Origin of the sequence: Microvirga makkahensis, assembly GCF_009830105.1 — a bacterium.
GTDB lineage: Bacteria > Pseudomonadota > Alphaproteobacteria > Rhizobiales > Beijerinckiaceae > Microvirga > Microvirga makkahensis.
In genome coordinates, this window is the sequence record NZ_WURB01000002.1 from 295,134 (window position 1) to 309,968 (window position 14,835).

The 14,835-nt window shown below is 57.0% G+C and carries 14 protein-coding genes; 3 read left to right on the forward strand and 11 right to left on the reverse strand.

The features are described from left to right. Positions 1-9: 9 nt before the first annotated feature. The 8 genes from GR328_RS04305 to GR328_RS04340 form a co-directional block, all read right to left on the reverse strand. The gene (locus GR328_RS04305) at positions 10-1,008 is read right to left on the reverse strand and encodes a type II secretion system F family protein (protein WP_160883283.1); all 999 of its coding nucleotides are present in this window, start codon (positions 1,006-1,008) and stop codon (positions 10-12) included. Between the two features lie 32 nt (positions 1,009-1,040). Then, complete coding sequence (locus GR328_RS04310) at positions 1,041-2,363, reverse strand: TadA family conjugal transfer-associated ATPase (protein WP_246215673.1); 1,323 nt, start codon at positions 2,361-2,363, stop codon at positions 1,041-1,043. 324 nt (positions 2,364-2,687) lie between these two features. Then, positions 2,688-3,215 (reverse strand): pilus assembly protein N-terminal domain-containing protein, encoded by a 528-nt coding sequence (locus GR328_RS04315; RefSeq protein WP_160883284.1) that lies wholly within the window; start codon positions 3,213-3,215, stop codon positions 2,688-2,690. Between the two features lie 66 nt (positions 3,216-3,281). Next, positions 3,282-3,683 (reverse strand): TadE/TadG family type IV pilus assembly protein, encoded by a 402-nt coding sequence (locus GR328_RS04320; protein ID WP_160883285.1) that lies wholly within the window; start codon positions 3,681-3,683, stop codon positions 3,282-3,284. Continuing rightward, a complete protein-coding gene (locus tag GR328_RS04325) occupies positions 3,680-4,162 on the reverse strand; it encodes a TadE/TadG family type IV pilus assembly protein (RefSeq protein WP_160883286.1) in 483 nt (160 codons plus the stop codon). The genes GR328_RS04320 and GR328_RS04325 overlap by 4 nt, the downstream gene beginning before the upstream one ends. A gap of 11 nt (positions 4,163-4,173) precedes the next feature. Beyond that, positions 4,174-5,448, reverse strand: a complete 1,275-nt coding sequence (locus tag GR328_RS04330) for a CpaE/TadZ family protein (RefSeq protein WP_160883287.1) — start codon at positions 5,446-5,448, stop codon at positions 4,174-4,176. 59 nt (positions 5,449-5,507) lie between these two features. Continuing rightward, complete coding sequence (gene cpaB, locus GR328_RS04335; RefSeq protein ID WP_160883288.1) at positions 5,508-6,293, reverse strand: Flp pilus assembly protein CpaB; 786 nt, start codon at positions 6,291-6,293, stop codon at positions 5,508-5,510. A gap of 14 nt (positions 6,294-6,307) precedes the next feature. Then, positions 6,308-6,973 carry an A24 family peptidase gene (locus tag GR328_RS04340; RefSeq protein WP_246215674.1) on the reverse strand — a complete coding sequence of 222 codons (666 nt, stop codon included), beginning with the start codon at positions 6,971-6,973 and terminating at the stop codon, positions 6,308-6,310. 101 nt (positions 6,974-7,074) lie between these two features. Here GR328_RS04340 and GR328_RS04345 point away from each other — a divergent pair, with 101 nt between their 5' ends. Then, positions 7,075-7,518, forward strand: a complete 444-nt coding sequence (locus tag GR328_RS04345; protein WP_160883289.1) for a response regulator — start codon at positions 7,075-7,077, stop codon at positions 7,516-7,518. Here the strand turns inward: GR328_RS04345 and GR328_RS04350 are convergent. The 3 genes from GR328_RS04350 to GR328_RS04360 form a co-directional block, all read right to left on the reverse strand. After that, positions 7,480-7,890, reverse strand: a complete 411-nt coding sequence (locus tag GR328_RS04350; RefSeq protein WP_160883290.1) for a tetratricopeptide repeat protein — start codon at positions 7,888-7,890, stop codon at positions 7,480-7,482. The two genes, GR328_RS04345 and GR328_RS04350, sit on opposite strands and share 39 nt — an antisense overlap. A gap of 167 nt (positions 7,891-8,057) precedes the next feature. After that, entirely contained in the window at positions 8,058-10,307 is a 2,250-nt protein-coding gene (locus tag GR328_RS04355) for a putative bifunctional diguanylate cyclase/phosphodiesterase (RefSeq protein WP_160883291.1), read from the reverse strand. A 4-nt stretch (positions 10,308-10,311) separates the two neighbouring features. Beyond that, entirely contained in the window at positions 10,312-12,165 is a 1,854-nt protein-coding gene (locus GR328_RS04360; protein ID WP_160883292.1) for a PAS domain-containing protein, read from the reverse strand. Positions 12,166-12,769: 604 nt separating this feature from the next. Between GR328_RS04360 and GR328_RS28505 the strand changes: the two genes are divergently transcribed. After that, positions 12,770-13,033: a DUF6894 family protein gene (locus GR328_RS28505; protein ID WP_425487007.1), complete on the forward strand. Its 264-nt coding sequence runs from the start codon at positions 12,770-12,772 to the stop codon at positions 13,031-13,033. 1,101 nt (positions 13,034-14,134) lie between these two features. Continuing rightward, positions 14,135-14,824, forward strand: coding sequence for a CBS domain-containing protein (locus GR328_RS04365; RefSeq protein WP_160883293.1), 690 nt, complete (start codon positions 14,135-14,137; stop codon positions 14,822-14,824). The last annotated feature ends 11 nt before the right edge of the window (positions 14,825-14,835 follow it).

Genomic DNA, 14,835 nt, shown 5'->3' on the forward strand with positions numbered 1-14,835 from the left:
CTGGGAACCTCAGAAATCAAAATTGATCATCTTGCGCATCACGAGGATGCCGGTACCCATCCACAACACACATGCGGCGAGCACGAGCTTACCGGTCATGGTCGTGAAAAGGAGCGCAATGTAGTTGGGGCTCGTGAGGTAGACAAGCAGTGCGACAACAACAGGCAAGGCACCAATAATGCCGCCGGAAGCCTTCGCTTCGGCGCTCATCGATCGAATTTTTGCCTGCAGCTTCGTGCGCTCCCGGAGAACCTTCGAAAGGTTCCCGAGGGCTTCCGACAGACTACCGCCCGTGCGGCTCTGGATAGCGATCACGATAGCGAAAAAGTTCGCCTCCTGGAGAGGAACGCGTTCAGAAAGGCGCTCTACGGCTTCATCCAGAGGCATGCCAAGGGTCTGATCCTCGACGATCTCGCGAAATTCACTCCGGACCGGTTCCTGTGCCTCAGTGGCGATGATTTTCAGGCAGTCGACGAGAGGCAGACCGGCCTTCACGCCACGGACAACAATATCTACGGCGTTCGGGAACTCGGCCGTGAACGACTTGAATCGGCGCTTGCGCTTGGCGCTGACATATAAGTGTGGCAGCAGCAACCCGCCCGTGCATCCGAACCCGATAGCCGTGATCGGTCCGATCCCGATCACGATTACCGCCAGGAGAAACGAGGCAACACCGGCCGCTCCGCAGATGATGAAGTAGGTCTGCTTGCTCCAGCCGAGACCAGCCTGACGCATCCGTCCTACCAGCGAAGGCTTGGCATTTCTTCTGATCTTCTGCTTGTCCTCGATCTCCCGTAAAGTGGCCTCGACGGCACGTCTACGCCGGCTTTCATCGGATCCGGCGGCATTGACGCTCTCGTTACCGCCCATTGCCGCCACGACCTGGAAGCGCGTTTTGGCGATCGAACGGCTGGTCATGCGCGAATAGAAGCCGGCGACCGCCAATCCTCCGATGCTCAGAGCCATCAGAACTGCGATCACATAGGGGACAAGATCAGGCGGCAACATTAATCAGGCTCTCGGAAGATGTTGTTGCAGGATCACGCGGCGGCCTTTTCAGCCGAATCGAGAGCGGCGGCGAGGCGCTTCTCCTCGCCGTAGTACCTGGCCCGATCCCAGAATCGAGGGCGCCCGATTCCGGTGGAGCGATGCTGACCGATGAGGTTTCCGTTCACATCCTCGCCCAGGATGTCGTAGACGAAGAGGTCCTGCGTGATGATGACGTCGCCCTCGAGACCGAGAACTTCGGTAATGTGAGTGATCCGGCGCGAGCCGTCCCGAAGACGTGCGGCCTGAACGATCACGTCCACGGAGGACACGATCATCTCGCGCAATGTTTTCGACGGCAGCGAAAAGCCACCCATCGTGATCATCGACTCGATGCGCGACAGGGCTTCGCGTGGCGAGTTGGCATGCAACGTTCCCATGGATCCGTCATGGCCCGTGTTCATGGCCTGCAACAGATCGAAGGCTTCGGATCCGCGCACCTCACCGACGATGATGCGTTCGGGACGCATGCGCAGGCAGTTCTTGATGAGATCGCGCATTGTGATCTGCCCCTCGCCTTCAAGGTTCGGCGGCCGTGTCTCGAGACGCACGACATGAGGCTGCTGCAGCTGGAGCTCCGCAGCGTCTTCACAGGTCACAATGCGTTCACCAGGCTCGATGTATCGTGTCAGACAGTTCAGAAGTGTCGTCTTGCCTGAACCCGTTCCTCCGGAGACGATGACGTTGCAGCGCACTTTTCCGATGATCTCCAGGATCTCGGCACCCTCAGGCGTGATGGAGCCGAACTTCACCAACTGGTCGAGGGTCAGCTTGTCCTTCTTGAATTTGCGGATGGTGAGCGACGGGCCATCAATGGCGAGCGGCGGTACGATGACGTTGACGCGGGACCCATCGGGCAGGCGCGCGTCGCAGATCGGCGAGGACTCGTCCACCCTCCTCCCGACCTGGCTTACGATTCGCTGACTGATGTTGAGGAGCTGGGCATTGTCCCGGAACCGGATATCCGTCTTCTGGACCTTGCCGCCGACCTCGATGTAAACGGTGTTGGCGCCATTGACCATGATGTCCGCGATATCGTCGCGCGCGAGGAGTGGCTCGAGCGGCCCATAACCGAGTACATCGTTGCAGATGTCCTGAAGCAACTCGTCCTGCTCCGCCGTGGACATCACGATCTTCTTGGCCGTGATGATCTCGTTGACGATGGCTCCGATCTCGGACCGGGCCTGATCAAGGCTCATACCTCCGAGCTGAGCAACATCGATGGACTCGATCAGCGCTGCGAAGATCTTGGTCTTAAGTGCATAGTATTCCTCGGTCTTGAGCGTCGCTTGCGGGCGCGCGGACACGACGGGCATGGATTGATCCACGGCCGGAGCGGATACCTGGGAGATCGGCCTCGCGGCAGGACGAGCCATCGGCGCCGATGCGCCCGCCCGGTTCAGAACTTCAATCTTGTTGCTCTTTTTTCCGAACACGATGTCGACCTCTTCAGGGTAAAATCCGAGAGAGGCATGGTGAAAGCGCGTGCAACCAGCCCCGGGAGTAACCTCATCCCCAGCGTTATTTGCTCGTTCTGGTAGCATAGCGCTATTCGGAAGGATGCATTAACCCTCTGGGAGCCATGGATTAAGGCGTAGCGCTTGGCCCGACAATCGAGCCAAGACGGTCTCCCGCCGCGTCTACTGCGCAGCGCCGTTCCCGGTGGCGAATTCCTGCCGTGACTGTATCTGGGCACGGGCTCGGTCAAAGTGTCCTGCCTCATCTCCAACAGACAGAACCGGCGTGCAGGCACTAAAGCAACTATATGTCTGACGTTGCAGGCCCTGGTACACCGTCGTGACTTGGCGACCAGGAGTGACGATCACGCTTGTGTTCAGGATTTCTTTGTTGTCCTCGCCGAGAACGATCATGTTGGTCGTTCCTGCGGCCTTACCTGTCAGTACGACGGTCCTTTCGTCGTTCACCGTAGCGTCAAGGATGCCCGAGTTGCCGATCACGATCGTCTTGGCGGTTCTCTCCAGCGTCAGGATCTTGGCAAAGTCGATCACCACCTGAATCGCTTGGCCCACCTGTAAACCCACTTGGGCGCTCGCGGACGGGTTCGGCATGGGACTTAGCTTCGGCTCGTCCGCATGGGACGGGGCGTCGGCAACACACATACCGACGAAGACAGCTATGGTGCTGATAGCTCTCCCAGGCTTGCGCATCGACATTCCTCGGCGGTCGGTGTCAGGTCTCTAACGGCAATGGTTGGTGCGGGTTCCGCACACGGCTCATCCGACCGGTACGCGACGAGTGACATTGAGACTCAACGTGCTATCGGACAGGCTCGGCACAAGCAGATTCATAGGATATGCAACAGCTATGATGCGGTATTCAATTTCGTCGATGACTTCGGTCGAGATTGCGATCTGTAAAAGTGCGTCGTCCTTTGAGAACACCTCGCGCATCTCGTCTTGAAGCGCGTCATCTGCAATTCCGGGGTCGATCAGAACCTTACGCGATCCGATATCCGCCAGATATGCAATTTCATTGTGCACGAGAAGTCCACGGCCAAACTCAACGAGTCCGAGCATGATCAGGATCATGACGAAGCCGACGATCGCGAATTCTATGGCGGCCGCCCCGCTTTCATCCCGACGCCATGACCCGAGAAGGCGAATAATCCTCTTCATCGAAGCTGCACCTCAATGCTGGTCTGTAATCTCAGCTCCTTGAGAAACACGCCGTTATACAGTTTCTCTGCCGAGAGCCGATAATAGACGTGGGCCCGGTTCGAGCCGGCACAAGCGGTACACTCCTCTGTGCCGTTTTCCCCTGAGCACATGCACGTGACCCTGAGCGTAACAGGATTACCGGTGCTCGTTTCCGGCGTCGAACCTGCGAGCGAGAAATGCTCTGAAGCCGTCGTCTCAAGAACTTTCAGGATGGCCTGTTCTTCACGCCCAGCCATTGCGGCATGTACACCGGCGCGTAACACGTGATCGAGGTTCATCCGCTCGGTCACCGCAAGTCCGATATCGACCATCGACAGCAAGCCGCCAATCAGGATCGGAGCAAATAATGCAAACTCTACCGCCGCGACGCCGCGCTGATCCCGGGACAGCGCAGCCAGATGCACCCTCGCCCGGCTCACCGCCGCCTGAGCCAGCATCCTTAACCATCTCATTGGTTCTTGACCTTGCTGGTGAACTTCCCCACGAGTTGGCTGAGGCCGCGTACGCCCTTTTGCCGTTTTGTATCCTTTCGCCCCGTGATGACCTGCGTAGCCCTGGCGAGGATATCCGACACGCCGGATTTAGCAGAAACTTGTGGGATCATCTGTCCGTTGTTGGATGCGGTTCCGAACAGATGCGCCTCAAATGGAACGCAGGCGATCGGCTCTATTCCTATGGCATCGGCAAAGTCGCGTGGTTTGATTTCTGGACGTTTCGGCATGCCTACCCGGTTCAGAATGATCTTTGGCGGGGGATCATTCGGACGCACTTGCTTGAGAAAGCCGACCATGTTCTTGGCGTTCCTGAGATTAGCCAAATCAGGCTCTGCCGTAATGACGACCTGGTCGGCCAGAGTCAGCACATTCTTAGCCCATGACGTCCAAAGATGGGGAATGTCCAGCACCGTGAAGGGCGCGCTCGCCTGGGCAATATCGAGCAACGGGTCGAACGCATCTCCGCTTAGCTCATATGTCCTCTCGAGAGACACAGGGGCAGCAAGCAGGCTGAGATGATGGTCATACTTGGTCAGCAGACGGTCGAGCAGCACACTGTCGAGACGGTTGACGTCCTGGATGGCCTCGTTGATTCCCTGGGCGGGATCCAGATTAAGATCGAGGCTCCCAGTCCCGAAGGGCAAATCCATATCGGCCAAGATGACGTCCTGACCAAAGCGGTGCCCGATCATCCATCCCACGTTGTGAGCTATTGTCGACGAGCCTACTCCCCCTTTGGCACCAGTGAAGGCATAGACCTGTCCGAGCTTGTCCGAGGTTTCGTCCGAATAGATGCCAGAAATAGCGGCGATCACCGTCACAGGGTCGACAGGTGCAATGATGTAATCGCTGACACCCCGCCTTACGAGTTCCCGATAGATTGCAACGTCATTGGTGTGTCCGATCACCAGGACTTTTGTTCCTGCGTCACAAATCTCCGCCAGCCGATCCAGTTGCGAAAGAAGAACCTCTGCCGGATCTCGGCTTTCCACCACGATTAGGGAAGGGGTGGGCTCACTTTGCAGAGCCTGCACAGCCGAAGCGGCTCCACCCGAATGGACCGTCACACGGGCCCGGGCCATGAGCCGGTCCTGCGCTGCCAGCTCGATCGCTTCCATCGCATCGGGACTGTCACAGAAAGCCTGAATGACGACGCGGGGGACCGCGGCAATCTCCCGGCGCTGGTCCAGAGAGGCCTCGGCTACAAGATTATGAATGGAACTCTTCATTTGAAGTCGCACTGGATACTTGCTGATGATTGCTGTCTGACTGCTTCCTCGGCAGCGTTCTAGCGAATGGTCACGGTCTCGCTGCGACCGGCGCGGAAAAAGCGTATCGTACTGGTAGCCTGCGATTTGACTGTGGGACTTGCCGGCACTTCGTCACCGTCCTCTAGCGAACGGAGAGAGAGGGACAGAATGCCAGAAGCCTGAGCACCGGCAATGATCTCCGCCTGATCCGCATCCAGCTCCAGCGTGGCGGTCTTTCCGATGACGCTTGCTTCCCCTTTTGCGTCATCCACCTTCTGATCGATCGCAAGCACACGGATGTTTCTGAGGATCGTTTCTCCGACAAGCTTGATCTGCCCTTCAGGCTGCCCTTGCTGGTTTGCGATATGAATCACGTCGACGCGGCTGTTCGGTAGAATGAAGCCGCCGGCAGAGCTTTCAGGGGAGACGCGGATTGCCACGGCGCGCATGCCGGGGCTCAAACTGGCTGCCAGCAGGTTCGAGCCGTCCTGGAGCAGCTTGTCCTCCCGGATCGGCTCCCCCGAAACGATGCGTGTCCGGACGATTGCACCATCCAGTTCCTCTACCGCATTCGGCTTTGCCGATTGCGTGATGAAGCCAGGGTTGATGGCCTCCTCCGGCCAGGGCTGCCAACGCAAATGGGCCTTGACGAGCTTACCTCCCTGAGCAAGCTCAGCCGTGGCGACGAGAACCTGAACGGTTGGAGCTTTCACTGGCTGTACGGATGCGACGGACGGACTGGCGCCCGATTGCAGCGACAGGGCGAGCCAGGCTGCGAGAATGCCGGCGCCAAGCGCTCCGACGAGAATGAAGATGCGAAGCATCGTTACACCTCTGCTTATACAGATAAAGATGCAAACCAGATGGTATGCGGAAGAACGAGGAGCGCAGCTGGAGCCATGGCGACGCCATAGGGTAAGCCAGTCTCATTCATGGACAGGCGAGACATCCAGGGCGAGGCCCGACCGCTGAGAGGGAGCTCCAGCTTCCGTAAGCTTAAAAGAATGACGGAGAGCACGCCTCCGAACAGGGCCGTATACATTATATAATCCGGCGTCCGTTCGGCTCCGAGCCAGAGGGCGGTGACCGCGGCCAGCTTGGCATCGCCTCCGCCGATCCAGTTGAGGGAGAAAAGCAGAAACCCGCAAATTAGCACCACGAGTGCCGTTGCAACGCTCCACCCAACAGTTTCAGGATCAAGACCCGCAGCGGGAGCCAGGACAACGTAGAACGCAAGGAGGGTAAGAACGAGCCAATTGCGGATCTTCATGGTTAGGAGATCCATCAATCCAGCTCCTACCATGCCAGCCACGAACACGAGGCCGGCAACGAGAGCCGATAATGTGGAAAGTGTCATGATTGCATCGATTCGCCAGAGATAGTCCGATGACAGGTATTTGCTCACTCCTGCCTCGGGCGGCCATTCGGGCTGATGGATTAACCCATACCGCCCCCTATGCTTGGCGTGCATTAATGCACGCGAACAGGCGGTCAGCTGCAACAATGGACTAAGCCTCCTGCCCGGGTAGTCCCTGCTCTTGACTTGTGAAAACTTGGGAGCCGACCAGTGCCCCAGCAGAGCACGACCACCTGGATTGAAATGCTATGCCGCTCCCCTCCCCCATACGGATCCTTTTCGCGGAGGATGAGAGATTCCTGCGGGAACTCCTTACAAAGCAATTGCAGGCCAGGGGCTACATCGTTGAGGCTACCCAGTCAGGCGACGAAGCCCTCGCGATCCTCCAGGCTGGCATCGGGATCGACATTCTTCTGACCGACATCAACATGCCGGGCGCCCTTGACGGCTGGGCACTGGCGGAACACGCCCGCCATATCCAGCCACGGCTCGGCATCATTTACGCCACGAACGAGTGCCAGGATCCCACCAAGCAGCTGATCGACAGCCATTTTGTGGCCAAGCCGTATCAAGTAGAGACCATTGTTGACGCCATCAGCCGGATCGTCTCGCGTCAGAACGGTCCGCAGATTCCGCCTTCGACAAGAGATGATTTAAGTCATCCCGGCTTTCCTGGCGCTGTCCCGCAATAGTTCCAGGTTATTCAGAAGCGTGAGATTGTCGGGATCTAGCTCAAGCGCCTTCAGAAAATTGCTGCGGGCTTTTTGGATATCGCCACGTAGCAGGTAGGAATATCCGACATTGTTGAAATACTCGGGACGGTTCCCGACATAACGCGCGGCGCTCCAATAAGCCCGGTCCGCGAGATCGAAGCGCCGGACCCGGTCATAGGACGCTGCAAGCCCCAGCCATGCTTCCCCGTCAGTCGGTTCTACTTCTACGGCCCGCTCATAGTAGCGCGCCGCGTGGCCATAATTCCCTTCGGCAAAGTGGGCCTTCGCGGCGCGGAGCACCTCATCATCGGGATATGGCTCGACGGTCGCAGGGAGTTCGATCGCTGCCATGGAGTTGCCGAAGCTCGATGGCAATCCCCCGCCCATCGCCGTACACGCGGAAACCAGGAAAGCGACGCCAAGGCAAGCCAGGAGCGCAAGGCTGGAGCGCCATCCGCTGCGCACGGGATCAATCGGCTGAGTTCTGAAGATTTCCTGATTCGACAAGACAGGCACCCTCAACGTCCACGACTCGAAAGCATGACAGCAATCTGCTCTTGAGACAAAGCTGGTGAAAACAGGTAACCCTGCATTTCCCGGCAACCGGCAGCAAAGAGAAGCCGTTCCTGTTCCTTTGTCTCCACTCCCTCTACCGAAACGGCCAAGCCCATCGCGCGGCCCAAGGAAACCAGAGCCTCAATTATCGCAAGAGCCTCCTGATAGTCCGTGCCGGCGAGGCTCTGAACGAATGATCGGTCGATTTTTATCTTGTCGACGGCGAACTGTTTCAAGTAGCTCAGGCTTGAATACCCTGTCCCGAAATCGTCGAGCGCGATACGGAATCCGAATTCCCGCAATGCATTCAAGGTGTCGCAGACTACGTTGTCGTCTTTCAGCAGAATACCTTCTGTAATCTCAAGCTCGAGCTTTGTTGGATTAACTTGGCACTCTCGTGCGATCTCGATGCAGCGCTCCGCGAATCCGCGCGACCGGATCTGGACCGGTGACAGATTGATGGCGATGGAAAGATCCGACCATCGGCGGGATGCAGCGCAGGCCTCCCGAAAAACCCACTCTCCCAGCTCCAAGATCAAGCCTTCATCCTCCGCAATAGGGATGAATTGAGATGGAGGGATAAGGCCTCGGGTCGGATGCTCCCATCTCACCAATGCCTCAAGGCCGACGACCCTCTCGTCGACACCAGAGATCAAGGGTTGGAAATAGACCATCAATTGGTCTTTCGATAGGAGAGCCCTACGAAGATCATCTTCGATCATGCTTCGCAATTTGATCGTCTCATCCATGATAGGCCCAAAGATACAATAGCGGTTCCTTCCCTGGCTTTTCGCATGATAGAGCGCGATATCCGCCCTGCGTATGAGTTCAGTTCGATCCATGCTCATCTCGGGAGCCAGAGACACCCCTATGCTGAGCCCAACAAACATCTGATGGCCCAGCAGATCGAAAGGGGGGCTCACAGCGGTGAGAATATTAGCGCAAAAGGCTTCGATATCCTTCCTGCACCGAGCCTCGGCCTTGAGGATCGCAAACTCGTCCCCCCCGACTCTCGCGATGGTATCACTGCCACTGATCAGCCCTGAAAGCCTTCGAGCGAATTCCCTGATGAGCGCATCCCCCGCTTGATGACCGAACGTATCGTTGACATGCTTGAAGCGGTCGAGGTCGAGCAACAGCACGGCTAGCTTTTCACCTCGTCTCACGCGAACAAGCGCTTGTTCCATCCGCTCTTCAAAGAGCGCGCGGTTCGGCAGGCCCGTCAACACATCATGGGCCGCGAGATGTTGCGCATGAGCTTCACTTGCCTGAAGCTCGAGGGTTGCACGCCGAAGCCGCCGGGTCAGCAGAAGCATCGCTGCAACCACCATGACAAGGACGATGACCGCAGCAGGCAGGAGAATTCTCAGGATCCTTGTTCCAGGAAGTTCCGGCGACCACACGAAGTAGCAGAGGATCGAGCCGTCCTCGGCGTGCAGGGGAACTGATTGCTCATTGCCCGATGCCGTATCAGTCCGGGAGAACCGTGGCGCCTCGATCAGGTTCTCTTCGGAAAGCTCTTTAAGGAATCGGCCATCGAGATAGCGGATGCTGACAATGAGGAACTCCAAGCCGGATTGTTGAACCACTACCGCGGTGGACGGCTTGAACTTCATCGCGCTGGCCACAACCGGCCGCCCGTTCAAGTCCAGAAAATGAGCGTGAGCCTCGACACGCTCATCTGCTACGCCTCCCAAGGTTTCCAGGCCCTCTTCAATCTCGTGGGCTTGCCGGCCGCGCACACTATCGATGATGTGGTGAAGACTGGCGCGAGCCTCTTCGAACTTGGTGGCCGGAGCTCTAATTCCCTCCGCCATTGCATAGACTGGTTCGTCATGGGGGGTCAGGATATAGACCTCGTCATGGCCGAACAGCCGATATAGCCAGGTACCAATCTCGTCATCGACCCACTGCCAGTTTGTGGTCGGGCTGTTGAGTTCCTGGACGGCCTGATCCCAGATGGCGATCGTCTGTTGCTCCTTCACGAGATTACTGACGCTGCTGCCGATCGCATGGCGCACCATTCGAATCTGACGCTCGGCAGAGACGGAATTGCTTTCGTGCGCGGCCCAGAAGAGTGCAGTCACCGTGAAAGTTATTGCCAGAACCACTACGGCTCCGACAGGCAGCAGAATTTTCGTGGAGAAACGCCAGTTCTGACGTGCCCTTGAAATGCGACCAGCTTGTCTCGTCTCTACGGCGATGACTGCCATGATTTCAACCGGCAGCAGATAGATGGTTCGTATCGGGCCTTTCGTCAATCCCGTGGACAGGTGCCACGGTTCTCCTCCCGTCAGGTGTTACCGAAAACCCGACTCCGGCTTGTTCGAGTGCACTGCGAACTGCGGCGAACATGCGGGCATCGTGGCTTTGCGCCTCTTCGATCCTGCGGACCGTTGATACAGAAACCCCCGATGCCTCGGCGAGCTCACGCGCAGACCATCCAAGAATGGCCCGAGCAGCCCGTATTTGCCAGGGGAGGAGCCGACCTGCCGCGGAATCCTGGCACTTCGTATCCCGAGGAGCATCCGTCAAAACCCTGCTCTTTTCTGGGAGCACGACCTTTATTTTGTGACATGCCCCGATCCATTCCCGGCATGTACCGTCCTGAGCAAGGACGGGAGCAATGCGCATTCTCATCCAATGGTATGCTCCATCCCTGTCACGCACGCGGCATTCGAATACCTGGCACGACCTTTCATCTATGACATGTTCCAAGCTATCGCGTGTCCGTTCGCGGTCAGCCGGGTGGATTGCGTTCAGCCAACCCCAGCCGCGGATCTGGTCAATCCGCAGACCCGTGAATTCACGCCATTCCGGCATGTCTGCGACCTTGCCTTCAGGACCAGCAGACCAAACGATGTCTCCCGCGACCCCTTGTAGAGCACGATGCCGTTCCTCCAGCTCGCGAAGAGCGCTCGTTGTCTTCTCGTAAGCGGCCTCTGTTTCCCTGCAGCGGCCCTCCGCCATCTTTTGCGAGGTGATGTCGAGCGTCACCCCAATGATGCGATTGGAGCCTTTACGTACACTCCGCAAGAGACTTCCACTCGAGTAAAGCCACTTGAGGTTGCTGTTTGGGTCAATGATTCGATACAGGATCTGCAACCGAGAACCTGTCTCCAGCATGGCTTCTAGTGCACGCTTCACCGATGAGCGGTCGTCGGGATGTATACGGGCGAAGAATTCGCTGGCCGGGCCCGACCCCATCCCATGAATATCGGTCGAGTTAGCTGAACGCGTGATATGGCCCCTCTCATGATCATAGTCCCAAGTGGCCATGCGGGCCCCTTCAAGTGCCAGACGGAGACGTTCCTCGTTGATCCTTAGAGCTTCTTGAGCTTCGCGCCACCTATGAATGTCTTCGCTTGAACCGACCCATTCACGCACGGATCCATCGGCGTTTTTGATCGGGACCATCTTCGTGATGAGCCAACGGTACTCACCGGTGCGGTGACGAGCGCGATAGCTGAATTGAGTGCTGCAGCCGATCCTGATGGCATCACGCCAAGTCGCCGACACCGCATCGGCGTCCTCGGGATGAATAGCATCAAGCCATCCAAAGTTGCGCGCCTCCTCCTCGCTCTGTCCAGTGAATTCGCACCAATATTCAGCCTCAAAGATCTCACCTTCCGGACTGGCGCGCCACTGACCGAGAGAGTTTGCTCTTACCAGCGCCTCGTATCGAGCCTCCCTTGTTGCCAGTTCGAACTGCGCTTCCCGTAGATCTGTGACATCGATCAGCATCCCCGATGCCCAAGCCAGCTTTCCGCTCTCGTCGTGGAATGCCTCGCCCAGACTGGTCACCCACCTTACAGTGTCGTCGGGCCGTATGATGCGGAATGCTGCGCTGAGCGTCTGCCCGGAGTGCGCCATGAAGCTTATCGCCTCTGCGGCTCGTCGATCGTCAGGATGAATTCGGCTGACGAAAAATTCATATGAGGGCGGGACCGACCCGGGCTCCAACCCCAACAGCCTGAATACCGCGTCTGACCAAGTCACGGCGCCGGAGAGGAAATCCCACTCCCAAGCCCCGGCAGGTGTCAGCTTTGCTAGATCGCGCAGATACATCATGTCATTCAGCTCCGACATCTCTGCCTATACTCGACGCCCAGAACCGAAATGCCTTCGGAAACTCCTCTCTTTCGAAACAAGGATGAACCCATCTTCTGAAGTAGTAACCCACTAGAGTTGAACTGCCGTAAATCAGCAGACTTTCAAGCCTGACAACAGGATGAAAAGGGTCGCGGCGGATTAGTTTTAGCTCAGATTGACCGATTGAGCCATCATATCCATGCCATAGAGCGAAATTCATTCAGAGAGGTTGCCCAGGCACTGAACGCATCTCCATTACATTAAGACGCTATTGCCCGAGTACCTCGCTTTGAATACGAATCCTGCGGCGTTGACGGCCATATGTAAGTTCGGACGTGCCAAATGTTCACTATTTAAAAACTAAAGCATTGCAAAGACCTTCTAGAACCCGAGAGCGTTTTGATCTCCGATATCGCGGGTTGACATCACCAGTCAGCCTTGCGGGCACATTTTACTCCGAGCGCAACGGACGATGAAATATTTCGAATGCTAGGACGAAACCCCACTTGCTGGGCATCGTTGTGATAAAAGGCCTGCGGCCTACCGACATTATTCCGTAATTTCCATCGACAAACACCCGCCGATGCACTGCTTCTTTCATCTCGTAAATGCAAATGACATCATCGTCGACAACACCGGAGTCGACGTTGCCGATCTTACCACCGCAAGAAGCCTCGCTCTGGAGGCGATTGAGGATTTGAAGCGGGAAAATCCAGGAGATTCAGACGACTGGGAAGGCTGGAGCCTTGCCATCACGGACGTCGCGGGACGTGTTCTATCGTCCATAAGCCTAGATCCCGCAACAGAGTTTCGCGCCCGTCCTCGCCGGAGACAACTCGCGAGCTGATGAAGGAGCCCCTCTCGTGCTGGCAGATGAGAGCATATGGAGTCGGGGGGTGTACACACCCCGTCCCATCGCCTTTGTCGATCTTCTGGACGTGCTAGGCCAACAACTGGCAGTCGAGTACAATGAAATATTGGAGACGCCCTTTCCTGAAAGCCTAATGTATCTGGTGCGGCAGCTGTCACCGGAGCAGAGCGTATCGCCACACCAGAGTGAGAAATGATGGAAGTGCAGGAGCATCTATTCCAATAACCTAGTTTCCGCACATCGATCTGTTCACCTGACCGCCTGCCGGTCAACTACTCCAATCCACCATCTCTTTTGCTTAACCTTGGCCGATTCGAGGAGCGCGGCTGTTCAGGGAGGCGCTTCCATGTCGCTGCGCAAGAATTGCCGCTTAGTGGGCTGACGCAGAACGCCTATTAGGTTTTGCGACACCTTCGGAGGATCCCGCAAACCGCCAAATGGGTTTGAACGTCTTTTACCATGCTTGCCCGCCTCCAGCACGGCGACGGCACGAAATCATGATCCAAATGCATGCCCCATATGCAAAAATCGACATGCCGCATTGCAGCAAGAATCTATAGCCCCGCTTTGGAAAAGGGCACGCGCCTCTTACCCTGTTAAAGTTGCCAGACGCTCATGATCATTCTCAACGCACTACGTTTCATACGGCTTCTCTTGGCCGATATTCCTGACGTGCAGAAGACCATCAAAACACGTTACCCAAGGCTGCGGAATGATCACGCGTGGTAAGACAGGAACGGTCCAGAGAGCGTGACCCTCCTAGAGAGGGCCAACGTCATCAGATGTGATCGATGACCCGGCACAGAACTCCCTTTAGCAAGAAAATTCCATGAATCAGTGAGCCATTCCGGCCGACGCGCGCACTAAACGCGATGGGCCGCATTGTGCTCTCTTTCAGCCTGCTGGATGGCTGGACCGCAAGTCCAGACTTGGAGACCTGCTACTGCTAAGCTTGCCACTGCGCCGCAAAGCAAATACCTATATTCAGGTTGCCGCTTTCAGATAGCCGCAGCAGGTGACCGGACGCTCAAAGCGGACGCTGTTCCAGCCGCTCGCGATCTGGAACGGGAGGATGCTATGTTAACCGCCGCCGATGTGATGACCACCAACGTCATCAGCGTGTCGCCCGAGACGCTCGTTCAAGATATTGCGAAATTGCTTTATGCACATCGTATCAGCGGCCTGCCCGTTGTTGACGCTGAACAACGCATCGTAGGCATCGTCAGCGAAGGAGATCTCATCAGGCATGTCGAAGCCGTCGGTCAGCCACGCAGGTCCTGGTGGCTCACGCTATTCTCGGATGACAGCGCGTTGGCGCGGGACTATGCGAAGATTCACGGTCGCACGGCCCGGGATGTCATGACGGCGAAAGTCATAACAGTCGACGGAGCGACGCCGCTTGTCGAGATCGCTATGCTTATGGAGCGCCATAGGATCAAGCGCGTTCCCGTTCTGAATGAAGGCAAACTGATCGGTATCGTGACTCGAAGCAACCTTCTCCAGGCACTTGCGACTGCCGATGTCCAGAAAGCGGTGAGTGCTGAGGACAGCGCCATTCGCGAACGGCTCACCGAGGAACTCAGGGCGCAGCCTTGGTTCCGCTTCTCGATGACAAACGTCGTGGTCAAGGATGGAACTGTCCATCTTTTCGGTCTCGTCCGAACAGACGATGAGCGGAACGCCCTCCGGGTCGCCGCTGGGAACATAGCCGGTGTGAAGTCAGTCGAGGACCATTTGAAGCGCTGGGCCCCCGTGAACGACCTTTAGAACTTGCCTCT